This window comes from Burkholderia lata (assembly GCF_902499335.1).
Classification (GTDB): domain Bacteria; phylum Pseudomonadota; class Gammaproteobacteria; order Burkholderiales; family Burkholderiaceae; genus Burkholderia; species Burkholderia lata_B.
In genome coordinates this window covers 197,284-222,439 of record NZ_CABVQK010000012.1, presented here as the reverse complement: position 1 = coordinate 222,439, position 25,156 = coordinate 197,284, and the positions used below count along the sequence as shown (strand labels likewise).

The following is a 25,156-nucleotide window of genomic DNA, read 5'->3' as shown; positions in this document are numbered from 1 at the left end:
ATTGGTGACGTGAGCGCCGTTCAGGAAGCGGGGCCGACGCGGTTTTGCCGCACGGCTGCTTGGTGAAGCCTTCCGAGCCTGGCGGACGCAGGGTGGTCCGTCGCAACGCTCCTCGGAAAGCGGAGAGGATTGTAGCAAATCGGCGCGCAGAATGCGCAGGCACGGCGCACATACGGCGCACGCACGGCACCAGCGCGCGGCGTCGACGCGCGCGGCCGTCAAGAAAGGGTCAGGACTCCGCGCCGACCCACGCCTGTTCGCGCAGCCGCGCGCGCAGGCGTGCGACGGCCTGGCTGTGCAGCTGGCACACGCGCGATTCGCTCACTTCGAGCACCGCGCCGATCTCGCGCAGATTCAGACCCCGTTCGTAGTACAGCGACATCAGCAGCTTCTCGCGCTCCGGCAGCCGCTCGATCGCCTCGACGAGCGCTTCGCGCAGGTGCTCGTCGAGCAGCGCCGACAGCGGATCGGCGTGATCGACGCGGTAGCGGTCGAGGAACGGCTCGTCGTCGGCCGCGCGGTCGAAATCCTCGTAATAGATCAGCTGGCTGCCGTGCAGGTCCTGCAGCATCCCCTGGTATTCGTCGAGCGGCATGTTCAGGTGCAGCGCGATCTCGGTCTCGCTCGCCGAGCGGCCGAGATGCTGTTCGACCTGGTGCACTGCGTGCTCGACCTCGCGCGATGTCTTGCGCAGGCTGCGCGGCAGCCAGTCGTTGCTGCGCAGCTCGTCGAGCATCGCGCCGCGGATACGCTGCGTCGCGTAGGTCTCGAACTGCGCGCCCTGGTCTTCCTTGTAGCGCCCGGCCGCGTCCATCAGGCCGATCATGCCGGCCTGGATCAGGTCGTCGAGATCGACGCTCGCCGGCATCTTCGCGACGAGCTGCAGCCCGAGGCGTCGCACGAGCGGCGCATATTGCGCGAGCACGTCGGCCTGGGACATCTTTCCTTGAGCGTTGTACATCATGGCTCTCTCCTTCCGGTAGCGCTCACGCGGCGTGTGCCGCGCCCGCCTCATACGACGGCTTGCTGCCCGCGTGCACGGCGCGGCCCGCACCCGAACGCGGACGCATCGGCCAGTACAGCAGGTCCGCGGCAATCTGCCGGCAGTCGCGCGCGGCGGCCGACGACGGGAACGCGTCGACCACGGCACGCATCAGCTCGCGCGCATGCTCGACGAGCGGATCGGCGCTCACGCAGCCGGCATCGGCGATCGACACCGTCAGGTAGCGGCTCGCGACGCCCGCGAGGTTGTCGAACGCGACCTTCGCGTCCGCGTGGCTGCCGACGTGATTGGTCAACACGCGGAACTGCGCGAACGCATGCGCGAAATGCAGCCGCTTCATGCACGCGTACGCCTCGGTGATCGCCTGCGCGGCAACCCGCGTGACGATCAGCACGTCATGCGCTTCGCGTGCGAGCGCCGAGAACGAACCGTCGGCGCCAAGCTGCGCGTCGACGAGGACGATGTCGGCGGGGCCGTCGATGAAATCGCTCAGTTGCGCGTCGGTGTAGCCGGTGCGCGCGAGCCGCGCGGCGGCGCACAGGCCGAAGCCGGCCGCGACCCGCGTGCGCTCGCCATCGCGCAGCCACGCGCCCGCCAGCGTCGCGCTGGCCGAATGCACGTCGGCACGCTCGTCGACGACGAGCACATCCTTGCCGAGCGACGCGAGCGCCGCCGCCAGGTTCACGACGGTGGACGTGCAGCCGACACCCGCCGGCCCGCCCGTCACCGCGACGATGCGCGACGCGCGCCCGGCCAGCAGGCGCCGCAGCCCTTCCGCCTGATCGATGATCCGTTTATCCAAATCGCACCTCGTGCAGCTCGGCGGTGGAACGTGCGGTCAGTGCGGAGAGCAGCGTCGGCATGTCCTCGTCTTGCGGCACGAAGGGCGAGCCGTCGCGCGGTACACAGAACGCGCTCTTCAGCAGGAATTTGGTCGACGCGACGTACAGGTTCTCCGGCACCTTCTGGCCGGTCGACACGTAATGGATCGGCAGCTTGTAGCGGATCACCGTGTCGAGCACGCCGCCGAGGTGGGTCGCCTCGTCGAGCTTCGTGAGGATGCAGCCGGCCAGGTCCGGATGCTCGCCCGCGCTGCGGTACGCCTGCACGACTTCGTTGAGCGTGTCGCCGTGGCTCGTCGCGTTGAGCAGCAGCAGGCGCTGCACCGGCGCGTTCGCACCGTGCAGCATCGCGATCTGGTCGGATACCGCGCGGTCGCGCTGGCTCATGCCGATCGTGTCGATCAGCACGATGTGCTTGTTGCGCAGCTCGGACAGCGCAAGCGCGAGGTCGCCCGCATCCTTCACCGCGTGCACGGGCACGCCGAGGATCTTGCCGAAGATGCGCAGCTGCTCGTGGCCGCCGATCCGGTAGCTGTCGGTGGTCAGCAGCGCGACCTTGCTCGCGCCGAAGCGCATCACGCAGCGCGCGGCCAGCTTCGCGGTGGTGGTCGTCTTGCCGACGCCCGTCGGCCCCATCAGCGCGAACACGCCGCCGCGCTCCATCAGCGCGTCCTCGCTTTCCAGCACCGGCAGGTTCGACCCGAGCACCGACTGCGCCCATTCGACGGCCTGCTCGAAGGTCTGCGCGCCGTCGCCGGCCGGCATGTTGTCGACCAGCATCCGCACGAGCTGCGCGGAGAAACCGGCCGCGAACAGGTGCTTCGTCAGCGCGCCATGCACGGCGCTGCGACGCTGGCGGTCATGCCACATCAGGCTGTCGAACTGCTCTTCCATCATCCCGCGCAGTTCGCCGAGCTCCTGCATCACCGTATCGTTGACGATCCGCTCGATGCGCGACTTCACCGCATCGGCCACCGCGGCGGCCGCGTCAGGGGACAGACGCGTGCGCTCGGCCGCCTTCGCGGCATGCGCCGCGCTCGTGTTCGTGTCGGGTGCGCGGGTGGCGGCGGCCGGCATCCGGCGTTCGGCGTCGCGCACGATGTCGCGTGCCCAGGCGGGCGGCGTCGCACCGGCTGCCGCCTGCGGCGCGGGTGCGCTCGGCTGCGGCGCGGCAGGCGCCTGCGCGCGCGCCATCAGCGCATCGCGCTGCTGCGTCAGGCGCTTCGCGTGCTCGACCAGCCAAGGTGCGGGTTCGGAGGCCGCGGCCGGCGCGGCGGTTGCGGGGGCAGCGACCGACGGCGCTGCCGCAGCCGGCGCGTCCGCATCGATCGTGGACGGTTGCGCCGCCGTCTCATCCGCGTCCGCGTCGGCGCTTGCGCCGAACACCGACGAGAACACGTCCGGCAGCCCGCCTTCGCCTGCTGCATACGGATTGGCGGCCGGGCGGGCCAGCGCCGCGCCCGGGCGCGACACGATGCCCGGCACCGCAGCAGCCGGCACGGATTCCAGCGTACGCGGCGCGGCGATGCGCGGGCGTGCCGCGGCCGGCGGCGTCACGGCGGCCAGGTCCGAATCGGCGAGTGCGACGATTTCCACGCTGCCGTCATCGAGCGTGCGGTTCGACAGCACGACCGCGTCGGCGCCGAGTGCCTCGCGCACGAGACGAAGTGCGTCGCGGCTCGTTGCGCCGGTGAATTTGCGAATGTTCAAGCGGAACCCCCGATGACGTTAACGACTTTGATCGTGCGTGTGTCCGGCACTTCGGCATACGACAGCACTTTCAATTGCGGCAGGCTGCGGCGCAGGAAACGCGCGAGCATCGCGCGCAGCGCGTGCTGCACGAGCAGCACGGGCGGCAGCCCGAGATTCTGTTGACGCAGCATCGCCTGTTGCGTGCCGGCCAGAAGGTTGTGCGCGAGGCCGGGTTCGAGGCCCGGGTTCGCGCCGGTGGCGAGCGCCTGCGACAGCACGCGCTCCAGATTCGAGTCGAGGCCCATCACCTGCATTTCGCCGGCGCCCGGATACCACTGCTGCGTGATCGCGCGGCCGAGCGAGAGCCGCACCGCGGCCGTGATCTCGAACGCATCGCCACGGCCCGCGTGTTCGGACACGGCCTCGAGGATCGTGCGCATGTCGCGGATCGGCACGCCTTCCTCGAGCAGGTTCTGCAGCACCTTCTGCAGCGTCGTCAGCGAGATCGTCTTCGGCACGAGGTCCTCGACGAGCGACGGCGCATCCTTGCCGGTGCGCTCGACGAGCGCCTGCACTTCCTGGCGGCCGAGCAGCTCGGCCGCGTGCTGGACGACCAGATGGTTCAGGTGCGTCGCGACGACCGTGCTCGCGTCGACCACCGTGTAGCCGTACACCTGCGCCTGTTCGCGCATCGCGACGTCGATCCACACGGCCGGCAGCCCGAACGCGGGATCCTGCGTGACGGCGCCCGGCAGCGCGGCCGTCACCTGGCCGGGGTTGATCGCGAGCCACTGGCCCGGGAACACTTCGCCGACGCCGATCTCGACGCCCTTCAACGCGATCCGGTACGCGTTCGGCCGCAGTTCGAGGTTGTCGCGGATATGGATCACCGGCGGCAGGAAGCCGATTTCCTGCGCGAATTTCTTGCGGATGCTCTTGATGCGCTTGAGCAGTTCGCCGTCGCTGTTCTTGTCGACGAGCGGAATCAGCCGGTAGCCGACTTCCAGCCCGAGCGGGTCGATCAGCTGCACGTCGTCCCAGGTCGCCTCGTGGCTGTCCGACGGCAGCACGGCAGGCGGCGCGATGTCGGTCAGGTCGCCGGCCGCCTTGCGGGCCGCCGCACGCTTGGTCTGCGTGCGGGCCAGCCAGATCGCGCCGCCGCCGAGTGCGAGGAACGCGAAGTGCGGCATTCCGGGGATCAGCCCCATCAGCACGATGATCGCGCCGGTGATGTTCAGCACGCGCGGGTTCGTGAACAGCTGGCCGGTGATCTGCGTGCCGATGTCCTCGTCGGTCGCGACGCGCGACACGATCACGCCGGCCGCGGTCGAGATCACGAGCGACGGGATCTGCGCGACGAGGCCGTCGCCGATCGTCAGCAGCGTGTAGTTCGTGCCGGCCGCGGCGAACGTCATGTCGTGCTGAACCATCCCGACGATCAGCCCGCCGATCACGTTGATCGCCATGATGATCAGGCCGGCGATCGCGTCGCCGCGCACGAACTTCGACGCGCCGTCCATCGACCCGTAGAACTCGGCTTCCTGCGACACGGCGAGGCGGCGCTTGCGTGCCTGTTCCTCGTTGATGAGGCCCGCGTTCAGGTCGGCGTCGATCGCCATCTGCTTGCCGGGCATCGCGTCGAGCGTGAAGCGCGCGGACACTTCGGCGATCCGCCCCGCGCCCTTCGTGATCACCATGAAGTTGATGATCATCAGGATCACGAACACGACGATACCGACCGCGAAGTTGCCGCCGACGAGGAAGTGGCCGAACGCCTCGATCACCTGGCCGGCCGCATCGGGGCCCGTGTGGCCTTCGAGCAGCACGACGCGCGTCGACGCGACGTTCAGCGACAGGCGCAACAGCGTCGAGAACAGCAGCACGCTCGGGAACGCCGCGAAGTCGAGCGGCTTCATCGTGTACATGCTGACGAGCAGCACCATCACCGACAGCGCGATGTTGAACGTGAACAGCAGATCCAGCAGCATCGGCGGCAGCGGCAGGATCATCATCCCCAAAATCATGCAGATGAGGATCGGGCCCGCGAGCGCGCGCAGGTTGGTACCCGCGAGCATGTTCGGGCGCTTCGCGAACAGGCCGGTCGGGGTGCTCATGCCACGCCTCCCTTACCGAGCGTGTCTTCCTGCTCCTCGCGTTCGTCGTCGGCGGAGACCGACGCGCCCTTGTCGAGGTCGGCCGGCACCTCCAGGTCGACCGGCACCGCCGGGAACGCACCGCCTTCCGAGCGGAAGCGCTTGAGCTGGTAGACCCACGCGAGCACTTCGGCGACGGCCGAGTACAGCGAGCCGGGAATCTCGCGTTCGAGTTCGACGTTGTGATACAGCGCACGCGCGAGCGGCGGCGCTTCGAGCAGCGGCACGTTGTGTTCGGCCGCGAGTTCGCGGATGCGCGCGGCGACGAGGTTCACGCCCTTCGCGACGACCTTCGGCGCGCGCATCTCGCCGTCCGTGTACTGCAGTGCGACGGCGAAGTGCGTCGGGTTCGTGACGACCACGTCGGCCTTCGGCACGGCCGCCATCATCCGGCGGCGCGCGATCGCACGCTGCTGCTGGCGGATCCGGCCCTTCACGTGCGGATCGCCTTCGTTCTCGCGATGCTCGCGCTTCACTTCTTCCTTCGTCATGCGCAACTTCTTGTTGTACTGCCAGATTTGGTAAGGCACATCGAGCGCGGCGACCACCAGCATCCCGGCGACCGTCGTGCCGCAGCACACGGCGACCAGATGCAGCGCATCGGGCAGCGCCACGCCGAGCGGCTGCGTCGCGAGGCCGAGCAGTTCGTCCTTGGCGCGCCAGATCGCGATGCCGCCGACCCCGCCGACGACCAGCGTCTTCGCGACCGACATCCCGAGCTGGATCGGCCCCTGGATCGAGAAGATCCGGCCGAGGCCCGAGATCGGATTCAGGCGGTCGAACTTCAGCTCGAACGTCTTCTGCGAGATCAGCCAGCCGCCGAGTGCCATCGGCGCGAGCAACGCGGCGACGCCGGTGAGTGCGAGGAGCGGCAGCAGCGCGGCGAAGCCTTCGAGGCTCGCGCTGCCGGCCGCCGACAGCATCCGGTTCGTGTCGAACGCGGTCGCGCGATCGAACGTGAACGCGCCGCGCAGCATCGCCTGCAGATGCCCGCCCGACGGGCCCGCGAGCAGCCAGGCGCCGTAGAACCCGGCCGCGAGCAGCGCGAACGAAGCCAGTTCGCGCGAACGCGCGACCTGCCCCTCCTCGCGCGCCTTCTCGCGGCGCCTGGGAGTGGCGGCTTCGGTCTTGTCGAGATCGCTCTCGTCTGCCACGGGGCCTCCAGTCGGGTACGGCGGAATGCCGCTTTCCAGTGACACCGATTATTCATGGAGGCGTCAAACACCGATCGGTCGAGCAAAGCCGGGAAAGGGGGGTATTTCGGGGAATCGGGCGAGCCGGCGCAAACGGGGCCGGACGGGGGACGGAACGCCCTGCGGCGCGGCGAAAAAACGGGCCGGCGGATGCGATGGCGGGTGTCGGTTCCGGACGGAACGGCGACGGCGTGAAGCGAGGAAAAAGCGCGGAAAGGGTGAAGCAGTGAAACGGCGCAGCAGGTGTGACGCGAAATCAGGCCCCGACGCGACGGCGTCGCGCGCCGGGGCGGGTGCCGGTCAGGCCGCCGGGATCGGATCCGCGCCGAAGCGGTTCGGGCCTTCGGTGCCGCGCGAGCACATCCACACGAGCAGCAGGATGCCGCCGACGATCGGAATCAGCGCGAGCAGCAGGAACCAGCCCGAGCGGCCCGTATCGTGCAGCCGGCGCACGCTGACCGCGATGCTCGGAATGATCAGCGCCAGCGAAACCAGGCCGATCACGACGAGCAGCAGCAGCGTGATCAGGCCCGCGTCGTGGCCTGCCGCGCCGATGATCTGCGCGGCGATCGACAGCGCGCAGGTCAGCAGCGCGAAGTACCAGTATTCGGCACGGCGCGCACGGCCTTCGAATGTCGCGTATTTATTGAGTGCGGAACGAACGGCTTCAGAAAAATTCATTTTATTACCCTCCTGTTTTATATTGACGACCCCGGAAACAACGCCGGAATTATATGTTTGAATTTCGACGGGTTCCATCTATTTTCACGTGCCGGGCGATGCTCACACCGGCCCGCCTTGCCTGCCGGCACGGCGCAGGAACGGCTGCAGCAGCGGAATGCAGCGCCGCAGACTTGCATGCCGCGTCATTTTAATAATCTTGAAGACCTGACAGAAACTACAGCCCCATATAATCCAGCATTTGATTACAAGAGAATGAAATCGGGTGCGATCGATAATCGGTGCGAGTATGCCGAATTCGATTAACCGGCCCGCATTACGCTGGTGTGCAAAGCGCGCTACGCTTTGCCATTCCCGATTCCGGTCGAACCGCACCATGCTCCGTCATCCGCTCGTTCCGTCACTGTCGCTCGCCTGCGCGCTGGCCGCCGGCTGCGCGTACACGCCGGGCCCGCCGCCCGGCGCACAGGCGCCTGATGCGCCGCACCCCGGCACGATCGCGCTGCACCATGCGTGGAACGGATCGACGCAATCCCTGCGCGCGCAGGATTTCCCGGAAAGCTTCATCTTCCGCTGCGTCGACGCGCGCGGCGAACCGGCTGAACGTGCCCGCGCGGCGTGGTGCGTGCCGGTCGTCGAAATCGAATCGGTATCGGTCGATGGCACCGGGCGCCCGGTCGCGCCGGCCGACGCCGTACGGATCGAAAGCAGCACGTACGGGCCCGGCCATCGCTTCCTCGACCATACGCGCCTGATGCGCGACGGCCGGCCGCCGGCCTAGCGCCTGTGCCGGCCACTCACGGGCTTGCGCGGCCCCTGGAACCCGGTTCACGCCGGCAACGGGCTACCCTGCCCCTAGCCCGCCGCCGCCCGCTGCAGCGCGTCGAGATCGAGCTTCTTCATCGTCATCACCTGCGCCATCACGCGCTCCGCGCGCGCCGGGTCGCCCGCCATCAGCTCCGGCAACTGCACCGGCACGACCTGCCACGACACGCCGAAGCGGTCGCGCAGCCAGCCGCACTGCTGCGCGCGCTCGTCGCCGCCTTCCGACAGGCGCGCCCAGTAGCGATCGATTTCGTCCTGGTCCCGGCAGTTGACGACGAACGACACGGCCGGCGTGATCTGGAACACGGGGCCGCCGTTCAGCGCGACGAACGCCTGCCCGTCGAGCTCGAACGCGACGGTCATCACCGCGCCCTCCGCGCCGCCGGATGCGTGCGCGCCGGCCTTGCCGTAGCGCGCGACGTGCACGATGCGCGCGTTGTCGAACACCGACACGTAGAAACCGGCAGCTGCCTCGGCGTCGCTGTCGAACCACAGGAACGGCGTGATGCGTTGTATGCGCGAGCTCATGGCGCTGCCTCCTCGATATCGTGCCGGCACGAGTGCCGGTATTACATCGTAGGCGTTGCGCCCGCGCACGGCGGCGCGCCGGTCCGACCCGTCGGGCCGCGCGCAGCCGTCAAATAAAAAAAGGGGGCGATCGCTCGCCCCCTCTCTTCAGCGTACGGCCGTGCGCGTCAGAACGCGACGAAAGGCTGCGCGCCGCCGCTCGCGGTCTTGTCCATCCCGAAGTAGATCGTCCGGTTGTAGAAGTGCGGCATGCCGAGGTCGAGCCAGCTGGACGAACCGAACGGGCCCGCGATGTCGTTGAACGCGAACGTCGACGGGTTCGCGAACAGCGCATCCGCGTTCGCGACGGACATCGACACGGTGGCGGCCACGCCGTTCTGGCCGGTCAGCGTCGCAGAGTAGCTGGCCGGCGACGATCCCGGGCAGTAGAACTGCGTGTTCTTCGGGCAGGTCGTCGACGTGGTCGTCGAATCGTTGAAGAAATACGCGTTCGAGCCCGTATCGAAGAACGCCGTCACGTTGCGCCCCTGGAACGTCGCGCTGACGTCGCCCGTCGTGGTCGACGTCATCACGGTCTTCCCGGTCATGTCGGGCAGACCGAACGTCAGCGTCCCGGTTGCGCTGGCCTGTCCGCTGTTCGAGATGCTCGGCATCGTCACGCTCACCCCGCTGCTGTCGGCGAAGCGATGCACCGGGTTGGCCACCTGCTGCGCCACCGGCACGAGCGCGACCGCGCAGTTCGCGTTGTCGCCGTTCGGGCATGCGTAGTAGTTGTTGTTCGACGAAGTCGACGTCGCGCAGGTCGTGCCGCAATCGACCGGCGCCGGCCCGATACCGAGGATCCCGTTCGCCCCGAGCGCGCTCGCCGAGTTGGCCGACGCGCCGCCGTTCGTGCACGAACTCGGCACGTTCGTCGTACCGAGGTCACCGATGATCTGCACGGGCAGCGAGCTCGCCTGCTCGGAGCCGATCGACAGGTCGATCGTGCGCACCGAGCCCCACGTGTAGCTCGACACGAACTTGCCGCATTCGGCGACCGGCGCGCCGCCGCTCGTCACCTGCGGGAGGCTGCCGAGCACGCCCGACACCGCGCTGCCGACGAGCCGCAGCCCGTAGGACGCGGTATCGACGAGCACGTTGTTGACCACCTGGCAGTTCGACGTGCCCGGCGCGCAGACCTTCACGCTGACGGTCGGGATGTTGATCACGTTCGCGACGCCAGAGCTGACTGTGATGACAGCATTGTTCCCGGAGTTACCGTCCGAGCCGCCCGAACCGCCGTTGCCGTTGTTGCCCGAGCTGCTGCCGCCACCGCCGTCGCCACCGCCGCCGCATGCCGTCACGAGGACGGCCGTCGCCGCCGCAAGGCCCAGCACGCCGAGCCAGCGCTTGAATGTACGAGGAATTCTCAAGATCGCTCTCCCGCTGTCACTGGATGTCGGTGCCGGCCAGGCCGGCAGGCAGCGCCGCCGGCAGCCATGCCTGGCCCGAGAAGGCGCCCATGTGGCCGCCTGTCCGGATCACGAGCCCGCTCGTATCGACGGACACGGGCGCGCGCCAGCCGCGCGCCTTGTGCGCCGCCTGGACGCCAGCGGTGTATTGCGGGAAATAGCTGCCGAGCAGCGACGCGAGATCCGGCATCGTCGGCCCTTGCCACGCGAGGCCGAACACGCTGCCGGCGGCCGACGTGTATTCGTGGATGACGGTGCCCGATCCGAGCGAGATCTCGCGGACGGTATAGGCGGCCGTGCTCGTCTGCACGCCGTCTGCCGAACGCATCGCGCGCTGCAACGCGCGTACGGTTGCGGCCTGATCGTCCGCCGGCGGCGACATCGGTGCGCCGCCCAGTTCCGCGTATGCGTGGACGCTCCACAGCACACCCATTGCAGCCGTCGCGTGCGCGACGGCCCAGCCCAAGCGTTTCAGCTTCACGTTCCCCCCCAAGGGACTGGCTTCGTTGCCGGCGGTGCGGCCATCGGGCCCGCGCCACCTGGCAACATATGAAATCGTACGAATGACGCTACGTTGCTGCTGACGCGTAGTATGCCTGCTGCGTGTGTCGAAGTGTCAATTTGACGCAGGACCGACCACCCTGAGCCATGCAGGTGGCACGCGCGCGGGGAGGCGGTGCGGGGAACGCATGGGAACGCGTGACGCGTGCATCGGGCGGCGCCGCAACACGCGGCGCGCCGATGCATGCGGCAGGGTCAGAAGCCCAGGCTGGCGAGCAGGTCGTCCACCTGCCCCTGGTCCTGGACCACGTCGGTTTTGCCTTCCGGCGCGATCTGCGGGCCGTTCAGCAGCGACTCGGGGCTGCCGGTCGAGCTTATCTGCTCGGCCGCGAGCGCAGCCGCGGTGGCCGCGAACTGCTCGCGCCGCTCGGGCGCGATGTTCTCGACGAGCACCGTGAGGAGCTGCTGCTCGATCAGGTAGACCATGTCCATGATCTTCTTGATCACCTGCCCGGTCAGGTCCTGGAAATCCTGCGCGAGCATGATCTCGAGCAGTTGCGCGCTGGTTGCCGAAGCCGACTCGGGCAGCGTGCGCAGGAACGTGCGCGTATCGTCCATCAGCTCGCGCACTTCCGCGTGCTCGATCGGCGCCGCGTACCACTGCGCCCAGCGCGCGTCGAGCGCCTCGGCCTCGTTCTGGATGCGCTCCTGCATCGGCTTCGCGACCTCGATCGCATTCAGCACGCGCACGGCTGCCTGCTCGGTCATCGTCGCGACGTAGCGCAGCCGGTCGCGCGCATCGGGCACGGCTTCCGCCGCCCGCTCGACGTGCTTGTCGAGCCCGAGCTCGCGCATCGAATCGCGCAGCGTGCGCGTGACATGGCCGATACGCGCGAGGATGCGGTCGCCCGCGAAACCGGCGCCTTCGGCCTGGCCGTCGGCGCTGAACCCGGCGCCCGTCAGCGCTGCATGGATCGGCTCGTTCACGTCAGCTCCCGGTCTTCGCCATCTTGTCGATGATCTTGTTCAGCTTCTCGTCAAGCGTCGCGGCCGTGAACGGTTTCACGACGTAGCCGCTCGCGCCGGCCTGCGCGGCCGCGATGATGTTCTCCTTCTTCGACTCGGCCGTGACCATCAGCACCGGCAGGTGCGTGAGCGTCGCGTCCGCGCGGATTTCCTTCAGCATCGCAAGGCCGTCGAGGTTCGGCATGTTCCAGTCCGAGATCACGAAGTCGAAACCGCCGCCGCGCAGCCGTGCCAGGCCGGCCGCGCCGTCCTCGGCCTCGTCGACGTTCGAGTAACCCAGTTCCTTGAGCAGGTTGCGGACGATCCGGCGCATCGTCGGGAAATCGTCCACCACCAGGATTTTCATGCTCTTGTCCATCGTCGTTCCTTTCCAGATTCGTTTCCATCGGGACGCGTATCGTGGCACGCGCCCCGTGACATTCCATTCAAACCCGCTGCACGCGGTCGCCCATTGTCGCCAGGCGCGCCATCACACGACGGCTCATCTCGGCGAGCGGCACGATCTCGTCCGCGCCGCCGAGCGCGATCGCCTCGCGCGGCATCCCGAACACGATGCAGCTTGCTTCATCCTGCGCGAACGTGTGAGCGCCCGCGCGTTTCATTTCCAGCAGGCCGGCCGCGCCGTCGCGGCCCATCCCGGTCAGGATCACCCCGATCGCGTTCTTGCCCGCGTGCGTCGCCGCCGAGCGGAACAGCACGTCGACCGACGGGCGATGCCGGTTGACCGGCGGCTCGTCCGACAGTTGCGCAATATAGTTCGCCCCGCTCCTTGCAAGCAACAGGTGCGCGTGGCCCGGCGCGATATACGCATGACCCGGCAGCACGCGCTCGCCGTGCTCCGCTTCCTTCACCGCGATCCGGCACAGGCCGTTCAGCCGCTGTGCGAACGACTTCGTGAAGCCCGGCGGCATGTGCTGCGCGATCAGCACGGCCGGTGCATCCGGCGGCAGCGGCGTCAGCACTTCGCGGATCGCCTCGGTGCCGCCCGTCGACGCGCCGATGATGATCAGCTTCTCGGTACTGACGAGCGGGTTGTTGATCATCGGCGCGGCCGGGTGGCTGTCCGCCGCGCGCGCGACGGCCTGCGGCTGCGGCGCCTGGCGCACGCGCGCACGCGACGCCGCGCGAATCTTGTCGGCGAGCTTTTCCGAGTAGTCGAGCATCCCGTCGCGAATCCCGACGCGCGGCTTCGTGACGAAATCGACCGCGCCGAGTTCGAGCGCGCGCAGCGTGATTTCCGAGCCGCGCTCGGTCAGCGACGACACCATCACGACCGGCATCGGCCGCAGGCGCATCAGCTTCTCGAGGAAGTCGAGCCCGTCCATGCGCGGCATTTCGACGTCGAGCGTGAGCACGTCGGGGTTGTGCTGCTTGATGAGCTCGCGCGCGACGAGCGGATCGGGCGCGGTTGCGCACACCGTCATGTCGGGCTGGCTGTTGATGATCTCGGTCATCAGGCTGCGGATCAGCGCCGAATCGTCGACGCACAATACTTTGATCTTCTGCACTGCGGTCATGCCTCCTGCTTTCTTGATAGGTTCGCCGCCCGCACGCCGTCGGCCGGCGCCGCGCTGCGCGCGCCGAACAGCTCGATGCGCGGGCGCGCCGGCTGCGGCGGGGCCGGACGCTTCGCCGCGAACAACTCGACATGCGGACGCGGCCGTGCGGCGCGGGCGCGATCGGCGTCGCTGGCGAGCGCGGCTTCGCGCTCGGTGACGCCCGGCACCTGCAGCCGCAGCTTCTTCACCGCCGCGCGCCCCGTGGCCGCCATGAACGCGACCTTGCGCGGGTGCACGCCCTGCAGGTCTTCGGCCGTGATGCGGATGCGTTCGAGCGCCAGGTAGCGGCGCACGAAATCCGCGTTGCGATCGCCGATGTTGATCGTCGTCATCCCGGCCAGCACGGCAGCGCCGCCGAACACCTTCGCCTCGAAGCGTTCGCGGCGCCCGCCGGCCTTGATCATCTCGTTGATCAGCACTTCCATCGCATACGCGCCGTAGCGCATCGATTCCGAAGCAGCCGCGCCCGCATCGGCGCCGTCGTCCGGCAGCATGAAGTGGTTCATCCCGCCGATGCCCGCGTACGGGTCGTGCAGGCACGCGGCGACGCACGAGCCGAGCACGGTCATCAGCACCATGTCCTCGGACGTCGTGTAGAACTCGTTCGGCAGCAGCTTCACGCCGGGACGGCCGAAGTGGTTGTCGAAGTAGCGATTGGTTGCGATCGGCAGGGCGCTCATCCACGCTCTCCAAGAGCCGATGCGACGCCCGCGGCTTGCGCACGCGCGGGAGACGGCATCGCGGGCGCCTGCGCACCACGTGGCCGCGCGCCCTGTGCGGCGTCGCGGGTCAGTTCGTACACCGTCTGCCCGCGCAGCCGGAACGCCTGCGTGACATACGTGAAGTTTTCCGAATGGCCGGCGAACAGCAGCCCGCCCGGCTTCACGAGCGGCTCGAAACGCGACAGCACCTGCCCCTGCGTCGGCTTGTCGAAATAGATCATCACGTTGCGGCAGAAGATCGCGTCGAACGGCTTCGCGATCCCGTAATCCGCATCGGTCAGGTTCAACTGCTCGAAGCGGATCATCGCGCGCAGCTCGGGGCGCACCTTCACGCGGCCGGCCTGCGCGCCCGTGCCCTTCAGGAAGAAGCGCTTCAGCCGCTCCGGCGGCAGGTGCTTGACCTGGTCATACGTGTAGATGCCGGCCTCTGCCTTCGCGAGCACCTGCGTGTCGAGGTCGGTCGCGAGGATCGACGCGCCGCGCGCGGCCGATTCGCCGAGCGCCTCGATCAGCGTGATCGCGATCGAGTAAGGCTCCTCGCCGGTCGACGCCGCCGAGCACCAGACCGATACCGGCGCCGGCCGCCCCTTCACGAAATCCGACAGGATCGGGAAATGGTGCGACTCGCGGAAGAACGCGGTCAGGTTGGTCGTCAGCGCATTGGTGAACGCTTCCCACTCGAGCGGATCGTCTTCCTGCTCGAGCAGGTCGAGGTAGTCGCGGAACGTGTCGAGGCCGCGTGCCCGCAAGCGCCGCGCGAGACGGCTGTAGGCCATGTCGCGCTTGTGCTCGGACAGCGAGATTCCCGCGCGTTGGTGGATCAGCGCGCGAATGCGTGCGAAATCCGCGCCCGTGAACGCGAAGTCGCGCCCCGGCTCGCCCGCGCGAGGCGAGGCATCCGGTGCATCAGGTCGAAACGGCGCGCGCGCGTGCGGCATGGTTTAGAAGGTCTCCCAGTCGTCATCGGACGTGCCGGCCGTGGCCGGCGCCGGCTTCTCGCCGTTCAGCGCCGGGCGCACGAGCGCGGGCTTCGCGGCCGGCTTGTCGGCCGGTGCGGCGGTTTTCGCGAGACGCGGCCCGTAGCCGCCCGCGGCCGTGCCGCGGGAAGCCGGCGCATCCTTCTGCGCGTGCGCGCCGGCATCGGCCGCGCGCTTCGGTTCGTGACCCGCGCCCGACGCAGCCGCAGCGGCGGCACGCGTCGCCGGCGCAGCGCGCCGTGCCGGTTGTGCGGCGGTCCGCGGAGACGGCAGCGCGGCGACCGGTGCCGCGTCGAAACGCGGCTCGGACGTCAGCGCCGGCGCCGCCGCCGGTTCATGCGCGACCGGCCGCGCGACGCCGCGCGACGGCGCGAGCACGATGCCGCCCATCACGCGCCAGCCCGACACGATCGCCTTCATCTGGCGCGTCTGCTCCTCGAGCGACGCGGCCGCGGCTGCCGCCTGCTCGACGAGCGCCGCGTTCTGCTGCGTGACCGAATCCATCTGGCCGACCGCGCGGTTGACCTGCTCGATGCCGGTCGACTGCTCGTCCGACGCGGCGCTGATCTCGCCCATGATGTCGGTCACGCGGCGCACGGCCTGCACGATCTCGTCCATCGTCGAGCCGGCGCGCGACACGAGCGCCGACCCGCTTTCGACCTTCTCGGCCGAATCGCCGATCAGCTGCTTGATTTCCTTCGCCGCGCTCGCGCTGCGCTGCGCGAGCGAGCGCACCTCGCCCGCGACCACCGCGAAGCCGCGGCCCTGTTCGCCCGCGCGGGCGGCTTCGACCGCCGCGTTCAGCGCGAGGATGTTGGTCTGGAACGCGATGCCTTCGATCGTGCCGATGATGTCGACGACCTTGCCCGAGCTCGCCGCGATGTCCTGCATCGTCGAAACGACCTGGCCAACCACGTCGCCGCCTTGCGTCGCGATGTCCGATGCATTCACCGCGAGCTGGCTGGCCTGCCGCGCGTTCTCCGCGTTCTGCCGCACGGTGCCCGTCAGCTGCTCCATGCTCGACGCGGTTTCCTGCAGCGATGCGGCCTGCTCCTCGGTACGCTGCGACAGGTCGATGTTGCCGGTCGCGATCTCGCGCGCGCCGACGTCGATCGATTCGGTACCGCGATGCACAGCCTGCACCATCGTCGTGACGGCGTCCTGCATCCGCTTGACGCCGCCGAACAGGCGGCCGATCTCGTTCGTGCTGAACACGTTCACCGGCTGCGTGAGGTCGCCGCCGGCGATGCGCTCGAAGTGCGCGATCGCGTCTTCCAGCGGCTGCACGATCAGCCCGCGCAGCGCGAAGCGGATCGCGATCACGACGACGAACGCGATCGCGATGCCGGCCGCGATCAGCCCGATCATCAGCGAGATCTGCGACTGCGTCGCGGCCTGGCGATCTTCCGCGCGCTTCTGCAGCGATGCGACCACGGCCGACGCGGCCTGGTCGTACGCGACGAACAGCGGGCTGATCTTGGTATCGGCGACCGCGTGGTACGCGGCCATGTCGCCCGCGCGCGCGGCCGCGAACTCGGGCTCGACGCCTTCCTTCACGATCGTCGTGTAGCGCGCGGTCAGGTCGTCGACGAGCGCCTGCTCGACGCCGAGCTTCGGCGTCGACAGGAATGCCTGCCAGTTCTGGTTCGACTTCGCGTACAGCTCCTGCGCGCGGTCGAGCACCTTGGCCGCGTCGGCCGTGTTGCCGGCTTCCGTCAGCGAACGGAAGCGGTCGAGCGACACGCGTGCGCGCAGCAGGTACGACGACGTGTCGTCGAGCGTATGGATCGCCGGCAGGTCGACGTGCGCGATCTCGTCGAGCGAGCGGCTCGCGTGATTCAGCGCGTACAGGCCGAGCCCGCCGACTGCTGCGGCCAGCGCCACGAGGATGAGTCCGACCGCCGTGAGCGTCGTGCGGATCGACCAGTTATGCAACATTGCAGATTCTCCCGAAATTCCTGCGCGCGCGGCGCGCTTACCCGCCGAGCGTCTCGATCAGCGCCATTTCACGGCTCGACATCAGCTTCTCGATGTCCATCAGGATCAGCATCCGGCCGTCGACCGTGCCGAGGCCCGTCAGGTACTCGGTCGTCAGCGTCGCGCCGAATTCCGGCGCCGGCATGATCTGGTCGGTCTGCAGCGTCAGCACGTCCGACACGCCGTCGACCACCATCCCGACCACGCGGTTCGACACGTTCAGGATGATCACGACGGTCTGGTGGTCGTACTCGACGCGGCCGAGATGGAACTTGATCCGCATGTCGACGATCGGCACGATGATCCCGCGCAGGTTGATCACGCCCTTGATGAACTCCGGCGCGTTCGCGATGCGCGTGACGCTGTCGTAGCCGCGGATTTCCTGCACCTTCAGGATGTCGATCCCGTATTCCTCGTCGCCGAGCGTGAACACGAGGAATTCCTGTCCCGCCGCGTCGCCTTGCGCCGCGTCGCGGCGGCTCGTTGCCGCGTTCGCCGCGGCCGGATTGATCATTTGGACTTCAGCAGACACGTTTGCCCCCAATCGGTTGAATGGCGAGAGACATCAGAACATCGCGAGCTCGGCGCCGGCACGGGCGCCGTGCGTCGCACGGGTTTCGCGGTTCAGCGCCGCGACGTCGACGATCAGCGCGACGCTGCCGTCGCCGAGGATCGTTGCTGCCGAGATGCCGTGTACCTTGCGGTAATTGGTTTCGAGGTTCTTCACGACCACCTGCTGCTGGCCGACCAGCTCGTCGATCAGCATCGCGAAGCGGCGCCCCTCGGTTTCCATGATCGTGACGATCCCTTGCGTCGGGTCGGTGCGCGCTTCGTCGACCGAGAACACCTCGTGCAGCGCGACCAGCGGCAGGTATTCGCCGCGCACGCGCACCACGCGCTCGCCGTTGCCGACCGTGTAGATGTCGTCGTTCGACGGCTGCAGCGACTCCATCACGAAGTTCAGCGGCAGGATGAAGATCTCGTTGCCGACCTTCACCGACATCCCGTCGAGGATCGCGAGCGTGAGCGGCAGCACGATCCGCGTGGTCGTGCCGCGGCCGGCCAGCGACGTGATCTCGACGTGGCCGCCCATCGACTGGATGTTGCGTTTCACGACGTCCATCCCGACGCCGCGGCCCGACACGTCGGTCACCGTCTCGGCGGTCGAGAAGCCCGGCGCGAAGATCAGCTGCCAGACTTCGTCGTCGCTGATGTTGTCCGAGATCTGCATGCCCTGCTTCGCTGCCTTCGCGAGGATCCGCTCGCGGTTCAGGCCCGCGCCGTCGTCGCTCACCTCGATCACGATGTTGCCGCCGTGATGCGCGGCCGACAGCACGAGCTGGCCGACCGCGTCCTTGCCGGCGGCGACGCGCTTGTCGACCGTCTCGATCCCGTGGTCGAGGCTGTTGCGCACGAGGTGGGTCAGCGGATCGATGATCCGTTCGATCAGGCTCTTGTCGAGCTCGGTCGCCTGGCCGAACGTGACGAGCTCGACCTGCTTGCCGAGCTTGCCGGCGAGGTCGCGCACGAGCCGCGGGAAGCGGCTGAACACGTAGTCCATCGGCATCATGCGGATCGACATCACGGCTTCCTGCAGGTCGCGCGCGTTGCGCTCGAGCTGCGCCATCCCGTTGAACAGGCGGTCGTGCAGCGCCGGATCGAACGCGCTCGCCGTTTCCGCGAGCATCGCCTGCGTGATCACGAGCTCGCCGACCAGGTTGATCAGCTGGTCGACCTTCTCGACGCCGACGCGAATCGAGCTGCCTTCGGCGCCCGATGCAGCCGCGGCGGCCGGGCGCGCGCGCTTGTCGTCGTGATGCGCGGCGGCCTGCGGCGCGTGGTCGGCGTGCGCTTGCTGGGCCGGCTGCTGCGGTTGTGCGGCGGCGGCCGGCTCGGCGGGCGCTGCCACCGGTGCCGGTGCGGCCGGTTGCGGTGCCGCGGCCTGCGGCGCGAATACCTCGGCGCGCACCGGTTGCGCGGCGGCGGCCGGTTCTGCCGCCGGTGCCGCGGCTTCCTGCGCGGCAGCCGGTGCGGCCGGCGCGGTGCCGTGCCCCACGCGGATCTGGCTTTCGTCGATCACGAAGCAGCACACGGCCACGATGTCGTCGGACGGCACGTCCGATTCGACCCACAACGTCAGGTCGCCGCCCGCTTCCTCGCGGCCGACGATCCGGCCGAGGTTGCCGAGCTCTTCGGTGAGCAGTTCGCGATCCTTCGCATCGACACCCACGAGCGTGATCTTCAGGTGCGGGCCGCCTTCGTCCGCGCCGGCGTCGCCCGCCGGATGCGCAGCCGCGACGGCCTGCTCGATCACGTGGTCGGGCGCGCGATCGTCGCTGGCGGCCGGTTCCGCGACCGGCGCGACGGCAGCAGCGACCGGCGCCGCGGGTGCAGGCGCAGCCGGCGCACCCGCGCTGCTCTCGGCCTTCAGCCGTTCGAGCTTCGCGCAGATCGTCGCGGCGGCGGCCGCGTCCGGTTCGGCGCTTGCGCGGTAGTCGACGAGCTGGTCGGACAGCACGTCCTTGGTCTCGAGGAACGCGTCGACCATTTCCTTGGTCAGCGTCAGCTCATGGTTGCGCGCGCGGTCGAGCAGCGATTCGAGGATGTGCGTCGTATCGGTCAGCGCGGAAAAGCCGAACGTCGCCGCGCCGCCCTTGATCGAATGCGCGGCGCGGAAGATCGCGGCCAGATCCTCGGGGTCGGGCGAGCCGACGTCGAGGTTCAGCAGCAACTGCTCCATCTGCGCGAGCAGCTCGTCCGCTTCGTCGAAAAATGTCTGGTAGAACTGAGTGATGTCGAGAGTCATGCCCGGTCCCGGGTTGAATGCGTCGCGTGAATGTCAGGAAGCGGCCGGCTCGGACAGCGTCGCGACCAGGTCGACCAGCACGGCGGGATCGATCGGCTTCTCGATCCAGCCGGTCGCGCCCGCGTCGCGTGCGGCGTCCTTGAACGCGTCGCTGCCTTCCGTCGTCAGCACGAGGATCGGCGTTTCCGTATAGGCGGTCAGCTTGCGCAGCGCGGCGATCACTTCGAGCCCGCTCTTGCGCGGCATGTTCTGGTCGGTCAGCACCAGGTCGTACGGCACGGTGGCCGCCAGGTCGAAGCCGGCCTCGCCGTCCGGCGCCACCGTCACGTCGTATCCGGCCTGCATCAGCGTCGCCTGCAGCAGCGCACGCATGGTCGCGGAGTCGTCGATGGCGAGAATGGTTCGGATCATGTCTGTCTCGGAATCTCGTAAACGTCAGGGTTTCGGCACGGCGACGGCGGACGCCGCGAGCGCCGGGCGCACGGCCGGCGCCGGGGCCAGCTGCTGCGCGAGCTGCTGCGAGCCGGCCGCATCGGCCGACAGCGTCGTGGTCGTCGCATCGTCGCGCATCAGCGCCTCTTCGGATTTGCGGTTCAGCACGATCACGCTGATCCGGCGGTTTTCCGGATCGAGCGGGTCGGCCTTGTTCAGGTTCTGGGTCGACGCGAGGCCGAGCACGCGCAGCACTTTCGCCTCGCCCATGCCGCCGGTGATCAGTTCGCGGCGCGACGCGTTCGCGCGGTCGGCCGACAGCTCCCAGTTGCTGTAGCCGCCCTCGCCGCCCGCGTAAGGCACGGCGTCGGTGTGGCCCTGGACGATGATCCGGTTCGGCACGTCGTTCAGCGTCTTGCCGATCTCGCGCAGGATGTCGCGCATGTACGGCTCGACGTGGTCGCTCGACATCGCGAACATCGGCCGCTTCTGCGAATCGACGATCTCGATGCGCAGCCCCATCAGCGTGGAATCGATGCGGATCTGCTGCTTGAACTGGCGCAACGTCGGGTTGGCCTCGATCGCGGCCATCAGCTTGATCTGCAGGTCGTGCAGGCGTGCCTGCTCGAGCCGGTCCTGCGCGGCCTGCGCGGTCTGCGCCTGCGACCGGGAATGGTCGTCGCCCATCTTCGCGAGGCGTTCGGCGAGCTGCGTCGTGCCGTCGGTGCGGCGCAGCGTGCCGGCGTCGACGCTCGACAGGTCGCGGCCGCCGCCGTTGATGATGCTGGAATCCTGCGAGCTACGGTCGCCGCTGCCGAACAGCGCAGCCTTCAGCGGCGTGTTGAAGTATTCGGCGATCCCCTTCAGCTGCACCGGCGTGACCGAACTCAGCAGCCACATCAGCAGGAAGAACGCCATCATCGCGGTCATGAAGTCCGCGTACGCGAGCTTCCATGCGCCGCCGTGGTGGCCCTTCTTCGCCGGGGCCACCCGCTTGACGACGATTGCGCGATCCTTGCTCTTGCTCATTGGGCGCTCCGCGTCACTTCGCCTTCACGCGGCGCACATGCTCTTCGAGCTCGGAAAACGACGGCCGCTCGGTCGAGAACAGCACCTTGCGGCCGAACTCGACCGCAATCGCCGGCGCATAGCCGTTCAGCGTCGCGAGGATCGTCACCTTGATGCACTGGAACATCTTGGTCGACTCGGCGACGCGCTGCTCCGCGAGGCTCGCGAGCGGCCCGATCAGCCCGTACGACAGCAGGATCCCGAGGAACGTGCCGACCAGTGCCTGCGCGATCATCGCGCCGAGCACCGCGGGCGGCTTGTCGGCGGACGCCATCGTGTGCACGACGCCCATCACGGCCGCGACGATACCGAACGCCGGCATCGCGTCGCCGACGCGCATCAATGCGTGCGCGGGGCCTTCGCCTTCCGCGTGGTGCGTCTCGATCTCCTCGTCCATCAGGCTTTCGATCTCGAACGCGTTCATGTTGCCGCCCACCATCAGGCGCAGGTAGTCGGTCAGGAATTCGACGATGTGGTGATCGGCGAGGATCTTCGGGTATTGCGTGAAGATCGGGCTCTTTTCCGGATCGTCGATGTCGGCCTCGAGCGTGAGCGTGCCTTCCTTGCGTGCCTTCGCGAGCAGCACATAAAGAAGCGCCATCAGCTCCATGTAGACGTCCTTCGTGTATTTCGAGCCCTTGAAGAGGGTCGGCAGCACGCGCAGCGTGGCCTTGATGGTCTTGCCGCCGTTGCCGAGGATGAACGCGCCGACACCGGCACCCACGATCATCAGGATCTCGACCGGCTGGATCAAGGCGCCCAGATGCCCGCCTGCCAGCGCATAACCGCCGAAGACGGACAACAGCGTCACGAGTGTTCCCACGATAATCAGCACTGCCTGTCCCTCACGAATGACCGGCGGGGAGACCGCCGTTAAACAGGTTTACGGCAGTCGGCAGGAAAACTTTCGCGGGCGGCCAGGCGGCGGCCCGACGGTGTTTACCAGCAATTTGCAGACGATTCGCGTCACCCGGCGCGGCCTGAACGCCCCGCCCGGCCCTGCCCGGCCCGGCGCTCAGGCCGCGGCGGCGGCCAGTTCGGCGCGCGCGGCGGCGGCCTTGCGGGTCTTGCCCGCGCGCGACGGCGGCTGGCAGAGGCCGCAGACGAAACCTTGATGCGGATCATGCGCATGCGCGACGAAATGGCCGCCGCAGCGCGTGCACGGGGTCATCTGCAGCATCCCCGAATCGAAGAAGCGCACGAGCGTCCATGCGCGCGTGAGGCTCAGCGCGGCCTCGTCGCCGGACAGGTTCACGTGCTCCTGATAGAGCCGGTACGCCTTCACGATCGACTGGATCGGCTCGCAGCGGCCGTGGTCCTGCATGAACCGGTAGATGTTGTAGAACAGCGACGAGTGGATGTTCGGCTGCCACGTCATGAACCAGTCGGTCGAGAACGGCAGCATCCCCTTCGGCGGCGACACGCCCTTCAGTTCCTTGTACAGCTTGATCAGACGGTCCCGCGACAGGCTCGTCTCCGCTTCCAGCAGCTGCAGCCGGGCGCCCAGTTCGATCAGTTCGATGGCGAGGGTGATTTCCTTCACCTCGATCACGACGCTTTTGCTTGCCATGGTGATAACCGTCCGCTTGACGTTGTTCGGATGGATGGCCAATACGCTGCCCACCGGCGCGGCACGCCGGGACACACGCAAGGCGGGATGGATCAGCGGACGCCTTCGACCTGCTGCCCGGCCATCAGGATGGCCGAGTGGGCGTGCGCGACGACATCGCTGCGGCCCTTGTCGGCGAGCGACGACAGCAGCGCGTGATCATCGAAGCGGAAGCGGCACAGCATCTGGTTCGACGCAGCCAGCTTCACGGTCTGTGCGAGCGTGAGGTTGGCGAGCAGGTCGGCGAGTTCCTGGGAAATGCCCATGCGGAACATACCCATCGCCTTGTCTTCCCGCAGCAGGCGTTGCGCGAGGAGGAGGTAGGACAGGTTGACCTCTTTGATCTCACTGAGCATTTCGCTGGTAGCGCTCATGATTCCCCCGTTAAAGAGCTTTGCTTTGGCCATTCATGTTATGAAAACGTTTGCTCGATCAGGGCGCTCTTGGCGCTCAGTCGGCTCGTTTATAGTCTTACAGGGCGAATTTTGGCCAAACGGCATTTATGCCGGTATCAGCGAAGTGGCGTATGCCATGCAGGATTTGTCTGTAAACCGTGTAGGAATTTTTCCGACAAGGCGAATTGAAAGCTGCAATCGGGGAAGCGAGTGACAGCGCGGCTTCGGCTGCGATGTGTCCGATGGCCTCCGTGCGGTAACGGAAGGCTTGCCGGCAAGGCTGCCGACAATCGAATCGGTAAAAATTATATTACTTTTTCACGACAGCGCAACAATAGTTGCGTCTATCTCCATTCTTGTTTCCGTACCCTTTTTCTCGGGGTTTTCGCGTATTTCATCGTGTAACAAGCCTTAAGTGTTTGAAAAAACACTCGAACCCCGCTGGGCGATATCGATAATGGACTCCAATGGGCTGCGGCGCGAGCCGTGCCGGCCCGCCCCGCAGCTTGCCGTCCGGCGCCCCGCGCACCCCGCCCAGGGCACGGCCACGTACCGCCAACCGCGTACGCCGGCGAGTTCCGCAACCTTGCACGGGATCCGCACCGGCGCCACCGTGCCCCCGGATCGAAACAGGAGAACACCCATGCGAATTGCCCAGATCGCGCCGCTTTACGAAGCCGTTCCGCCGAAACTCTACGGCGGCACCGAGCGTGTCGTGTCCTACCTCACCGAGGCGCTCGTCGAACTCGGCCATGACGTGACCCTGTTCGCCAGCGGCGACTCGGTCACGTCGGCCCGTCTCGAGGCGGCGTGGCCGCGCGCGCTGCGGCTCGACCCGTCGATCCGCGATTCGATGGCGCCCCATATGCGGCTCCTCGAACAGGTCGCCCGGGTCGCGCACGAATTCGACGTGCTGCACTTCCACCTCGACTATCTGCCGTTCCCGCTGATGTCGCGCCTCGACACGCCGTACGTGACGACGCTGCACGGCCGCCTCGACCTGCCGGAACTGCAGCCGGTGTTCGACGCATTCCCGGACGCACCGGTCGTGTCGATCTCGAACAACCAGCGCAAGCCGCTGCCGCAGGCCGCGTGGGCCGGCACCGTGTATCACGGGCTGCCCGACACGCTGCTCACGCCGCAGCCGGGCGTGAAGCCCGAATACCTCGCGTTCCTCGGCCGGATCTGCCCGGAAAAGCGCGTCGACACCGCGATCCGGATCGCCGCGCAAAGCGGGCTGCCGCTGAAGATCGCCGCGAAGGTCGACAAGGCCGACGCCGACTACTTCAAGGAAGTGATCGAGCCGCTGCTCGGCCAGGCGCACGTCGAATTCATCGGCGAGATCAACGAGGCGCAGAAGCCCGCGTTCCTCTCCGGCGCGAAGGCGCTGCTGTTCCCGATCGACTGGCCGGAGCCGTTCGGCCTGGTAATGATCGAGGCAATGGCCTGCGGCACGCCGGTCGTCGCGTTCAACCGCGGCTCGGTGCCGGAAGTGATCGAGGACGGCGTCACGGGCTTCATCGTCGAGGACGTGCAGGGCGCAGTCGGCGCGCTGCACCGGATCGACAGCCTGTCGCGCACCGCCATCCGCGAACGTTTCGACACGCGCTTCAGCTCAAAGGCAATGGCGCAGCGTTACGTCGAAACTTACGAATCGCTTGGCACGGGAACCCGGCAACCGGCATTGCGCCGGGTCGCCGGCGCCTGACACGGAAA

General features: G+C 67.9%; 25 protein-coding genes and 1 riboswitch. Of the genes, 2 read left to right on the top strand and 23 right to left on the bottom strand.

Features of this window, described 5'->3' with window-relative positions:
* Nucleotides 1-4 precede the first annotated feature (4 nt).
* Nucleotides 5-120, bottom strand: a riboswitch (S-adenosyl-L-homocysteine riboswitch).
* 109 nt (nucleotides 121-229) lie between these two features.
* The 7 genes from BCO18175_RS28200 to BCO18175_RS28170 form a co-directional block, all read right to left on the bottom strand.
* Nucleotides 230-964 (bottom strand): RNA polymerase sigma factor FliA, encoded by a 735-nt coding sequence (locus BCO18175_RS28200; protein WP_034183990.1) that lies wholly within the window; start codon nucleotides 962-964, stop codon nucleotides 230-232.
* Nucleotides 965-986: 22 nt separating this feature from the next.
* Complete coding sequence (locus tag BCO18175_RS28195; RefSeq protein WP_174918394.1) at nucleotides 987-1,805, bottom strand: MinD/ParA family protein; 819 nt, start codon at nucleotides 1,803-1,805, stop codon at nucleotides 987-989.
* Nucleotides 1,798-3,555 (bottom strand): flagellar biosynthesis protein FlhF, encoded by a 1,758-nt coding sequence (gene flhF, locus BCO18175_RS28190; RefSeq protein ID WP_174985920.1) that lies wholly within the window; start codon nucleotides 3,553-3,555, stop codon nucleotides 1,798-1,800. Before flhF ends, BCO18175_RS28195 begins: the two co-directional genes overlap by 8 nt.
* Nucleotides 3,552-5,651, bottom strand: a complete 2,100-nt coding sequence (flhA, locus tag BCO18175_RS28185; protein WP_174985918.1) for a flagellar biosynthesis protein FlhA — start codon at nucleotides 5,649-5,651, stop codon at nucleotides 3,552-3,554. Before flhA ends, flhF begins: the two co-directional genes overlap by 4 nt.
* Nucleotides 5,648-6,844, bottom strand: a complete 1,197-nt coding sequence (gene flhB, locus BCO18175_RS28180) for a flagellar biosynthesis protein FlhB (protein ID WP_174985916.1) — start codon at nucleotides 6,842-6,844, stop codon at nucleotides 5,648-5,650. Before flhB ends, flhA begins: the two co-directional genes overlap by 4 nt.
* A 339-nt stretch (nucleotides 6,845-7,183) precedes the next feature.
* Entirely contained in the window at nucleotides 7,184-7,564 is a 381-nt protein-coding gene (locus tag BCO18175_RS28175; protein WP_174919042.1) for a DUF805 domain-containing protein, read from the bottom strand.
* A 102-nt stretch (nucleotides 7,565-7,666) separates the two neighbouring features.
* Nucleotides 7,667-7,942: a hypothetical protein gene (locus BCO18175_RS28170; protein ID WP_174985914.1), complete on the bottom strand. Its 276-nt coding sequence runs from the start codon at nucleotides 7,940-7,942 to the stop codon at nucleotides 7,667-7,669.
* Here BCO18175_RS28170 and BCO18175_RS28165 point away from each other — a divergent pair.
* Complete coding sequence (locus tag BCO18175_RS28165) at nucleotides 7,941-8,345, top strand: hypothetical protein (protein WP_174985912.1); 405 nt, start codon at nucleotides 7,941-7,943, stop codon at nucleotides 8,343-8,345. The genes BCO18175_RS28170 and BCO18175_RS28165 overlap by 2 nt on opposite strands.
* Nucleotides 8,346-8,419: 74 nt before the next feature.
* Here the strand turns inward: BCO18175_RS28165 and BCO18175_RS28160 are convergent, their stop codons facing one another.
* From BCO18175_RS28160 to flhD, 16 genes are all read right to left on the bottom strand, one after another.
* Nucleotides 8,420-8,917, bottom strand: a complete 498-nt coding sequence (locus BCO18175_RS28160; protein ID WP_174985910.1) for a VOC family protein — start codon at nucleotides 8,915-8,917, stop codon at nucleotides 8,420-8,422.
* A gap of 167 nt (nucleotides 8,918-9,084) precedes the next feature.
* Complete coding sequence (locus BCO18175_RS28155) at nucleotides 9,085-10,329, bottom strand: DUF3443 family protein (RefSeq protein WP_174985908.1); 1,245 nt, start codon at nucleotides 10,327-10,329, stop codon at nucleotides 9,085-9,087.
* A gap of 16 nt (nucleotides 10,330-10,345) precedes the next feature.
* Entirely contained in the window at nucleotides 10,346-10,849 is a 504-nt protein-coding gene (locus tag BCO18175_RS28150; protein WP_174985906.1) for a DUF2844 domain-containing protein, read from the bottom strand.
* A 275-nt stretch (nucleotides 10,850-11,124) separates the two neighbouring features.
* Entirely contained in the window at nucleotides 11,125-11,856 is a 732-nt protein-coding gene (gene cheZ / locus BCO18175_RS28145; RefSeq protein ID WP_174985904.1) for a protein phosphatase CheZ, read from the bottom strand.
* Nucleotide 11,857: 1 nt separating this feature from the next.
* The gene (cheY, locus tag BCO18175_RS28140; RefSeq protein ID WP_039346818.1) at nucleotides 11,858-12,253 is read right to left on the bottom strand and encodes a chemotaxis response regulator CheY; all 396 of its coding nucleotides are present in this window, start codon (nucleotides 12,251-12,253) and stop codon (nucleotides 11,858-11,860) included.
* Nucleotides 12,254-12,320: 67 nt separating this feature from the next.
* Nucleotides 12,321-13,412 carry a protein-glutamate methylesterase/protein-glutamine glutaminase gene (locus BCO18175_RS28135; protein WP_174985902.1) on the bottom strand — a complete coding sequence of 364 codons (1,092 nt, stop codon included), beginning with the start codon at nucleotides 13,410-13,412 and terminating at the stop codon, nucleotides 12,321-12,323.
* Entirely contained in the window at nucleotides 13,409-14,134 is a 726-nt protein-coding gene (gene cheD / locus BCO18175_RS28130; protein WP_174985900.1) for a chemoreceptor glutamine deamidase CheD, read from the bottom strand. Before cheD ends, BCO18175_RS28135 begins: the two co-directional genes overlap by 4 nt.
* Nucleotides 14,131-15,114 (bottom strand): CheR family methyltransferase, encoded by a 984-nt coding sequence (locus BCO18175_RS28125; RefSeq protein WP_174985898.1) that lies wholly within the window; start codon nucleotides 15,112-15,114, stop codon nucleotides 14,131-14,133. The genes cheD and BCO18175_RS28125 overlap by 4 nt, the downstream gene beginning before the upstream one ends.
* Before the next feature lie 3 nt (nucleotides 15,115-15,117).
* Nucleotides 15,118-17,091 carry a methyl-accepting chemotaxis protein gene (locus tag BCO18175_RS28120; protein ID WP_174985896.1) on the bottom strand — a complete coding sequence of 658 codons (1,974 nt, stop codon included), beginning with the start codon at nucleotides 17,089-17,091 and terminating at the stop codon, nucleotides 15,118-15,120.
* Between the two features lie 37 nt (nucleotides 17,092-17,128).
* Nucleotides 17,129-17,644, bottom strand: a complete 516-nt coding sequence (gene cheW, locus BCO18175_RS28115; protein WP_174919032.1) for a chemotaxis protein CheW — start codon at nucleotides 17,642-17,644, stop codon at nucleotides 17,129-17,131.
* 51 nt (nucleotides 17,645-17,695) lie between these two features.
* Entirely contained in the window at nucleotides 17,696-19,936 is a 2,241-nt protein-coding gene (gene cheA / locus BCO18175_RS28110; RefSeq protein WP_174985894.1) for a chemotaxis protein CheA, read from the bottom strand.
* 33 nt (nucleotides 19,937-19,969) lie between these two features.
* Entirely contained in the window at nucleotides 19,970-20,347 is a 378-nt protein-coding gene (locus BCO18175_RS28105) for a response regulator (RefSeq protein WP_011350594.1), read from the bottom strand.
* Nucleotides 20,348-20,371: 24 nt separating this feature from the next.
* The gene (gene motB / locus BCO18175_RS28100) at nucleotides 20,372-21,397 is read right to left on the bottom strand and encodes a flagellar motor protein MotB (RefSeq protein WP_174916699.1); all 1,026 of its coding nucleotides are present in this window, start codon (nucleotides 21,395-21,397) and stop codon (nucleotides 20,372-20,374) included.
* Nucleotides 21,398-21,410: 13 nt separating this feature from the next.
* Nucleotides 21,411-22,271, bottom strand: coding sequence for a flagellar motor stator protein MotA (gene motA, locus BCO18175_RS28095; protein WP_011350592.1), 861 nt, complete (start codon nucleotides 22,269-22,271; stop codon nucleotides 21,411-21,413).
* A 180-nt stretch (nucleotides 22,272-22,451) separates the two neighbouring features.
* A complete protein-coding gene (gene flhC, locus BCO18175_RS28090; RefSeq protein WP_011350591.1) occupies nucleotides 22,452-23,006 on the bottom strand; it encodes a flagellar transcriptional regulator FlhC in 555 nt (184 codons plus the stop codon).
* 92 nt (nucleotides 23,007-23,098) lie between these two features.
* A complete protein-coding gene (flhD, locus tag BCO18175_RS28085) occupies nucleotides 23,099-23,419 on the bottom strand; it encodes a flagellar transcriptional regulator FlhD (protein ID WP_039346834.1) in 321 nt (106 codons plus the stop codon).
* A 664-nt stretch (nucleotides 23,420-24,083) separates the two neighbouring features.
* Here flhD and BCO18175_RS28080 point away from each other — a divergent pair.
* Nucleotides 24,084-25,148 carry a glycosyltransferase family 4 protein gene (locus BCO18175_RS28080; protein WP_174985892.1) on the top strand — a complete coding sequence of 355 codons (1,065 nt, stop codon included), beginning with the start codon at nucleotides 24,084-24,086 and terminating at the stop codon, nucleotides 25,146-25,148.
* The last annotated feature ends 8 nt before the right edge of the window (nucleotides 25,149-25,156 follow it).

Excerpts from the sequence above, each read along its gene's own strand:
- BCO18175_RS28200 (WP_034183990.1), bottom strand. The coding sequence starts at position 964 with ATGATGTACAACGCTCAAGGAAAGATGTCCCAGGCCGACGTGCTCGCG.
- flhA (WP_174985918.1), bottom strand. The coding sequence starts at position 5,651 with ATGAGCACCCCGACCGGCCTGTTCGCGAAGCGCCCGAACATGCTCGCG.
- BCO18175_RS28175 (WP_174919042.1), bottom strand. The coding sequence starts at position 7,564 with ATGAATTTTTCTGAAGCCGTTCGTTCCGCACTCAATAAATACGCGACA.
- BCO18175_RS28165 (WP_174985912.1), top strand. The coding sequence starts at position 7,941 with ATGCTCCGTCATCCGCTCGTTCCGTCACTGTCGCTCGCCTGCGCGCTG.
- BCO18175_RS28170 (WP_174985914.1), bottom strand. The coding sequence starts at position 7,942 with ATGGTGCGGTTCGACCGGAATCGGGAATGGCAAAGCGTAGCGCGCTTT.
- BCO18175_RS28160 (WP_174985910.1), bottom strand. The coding sequence starts at position 8,917 with ATGAGCTCGCGCATACAACGCATCACGCCGTTCCTGTGGTTCGACAGC.
- cheY (WP_039346818.1), bottom strand. The coding sequence starts at position 12,253 with ATGGACAAGAGCATGAAAATCCTGGTGGTGGACGATTTCCCGACGATG.
- BCO18175_RS28135 (WP_174985902.1), bottom strand. The coding sequence starts at position 13,412 with ATGACCGCAGTGCAGAAGATCAAAGTATTGTGCGTCGACGATTCGGCG.
- cheD (WP_174985900.1), bottom strand. The coding sequence starts at position 14,134 with ATGAGCGCCCTGCCGATCGCAACCAATCGCTACTTCGACAACCACTTC.
- BCO18175_RS28125 (WP_174985898.1), bottom strand. The coding sequence starts at position 15,114 with ATGCCGCACGCGCGCGCGCCGTTTCGACCTGATGCACCGGATGCCTCG.
- BCO18175_RS28120 (WP_174985896.1), bottom strand. The coding sequence starts at position 17,091 with ATGTTGCATAACTGGTCGATCCGCACGACGCTCACGGCGGTCGGACTC.
- cheW (WP_174919032.1), bottom strand. The coding sequence starts at position 17,644 with ATGATCAATCCGGCCGCGGCGAACGCGGCAACGAGCCGCCGCGACGCG.
- cheA (WP_174985894.1), bottom strand. The coding sequence starts at position 19,936 with ATGACTCTCGACATCACTCAGTTCTACCAGACATTTTTCGACGAAGCG.
- BCO18175_RS28105 (WP_011350594.1), bottom strand. The coding sequence starts at position 20,347 with ATGATCCGAACCATTCTCGCCATCGACGACTCCGCGACCATGCGTGCG.
- motB (WP_174916699.1), bottom strand. The coding sequence starts at position 21,397 with ATGAGCAAGAGCAAGGATCGCGCAATCGTCGTCAAGCGGGTGGCCCCG.
- flhC (WP_011350591.1), bottom strand. The coding sequence starts at position 23,006 with ATGGCAAGCAAAAGCGTCGTGATCGAGGTGAAGGAAATCACCCTCGCC.
- flhD (WP_039346834.1), bottom strand. The coding sequence starts at position 23,419 with ATGAGCGCTACCAGCGAAATGCTCAGTGAGATCAAAGAGGTCAACCTG.
- BCO18175_RS28080 (WP_174985892.1), top strand. The coding sequence starts at position 24,084 with ATGCGAATTGCCCAGATCGCGCCGCTTTACGAAGCCGTTCCGCCGAAA.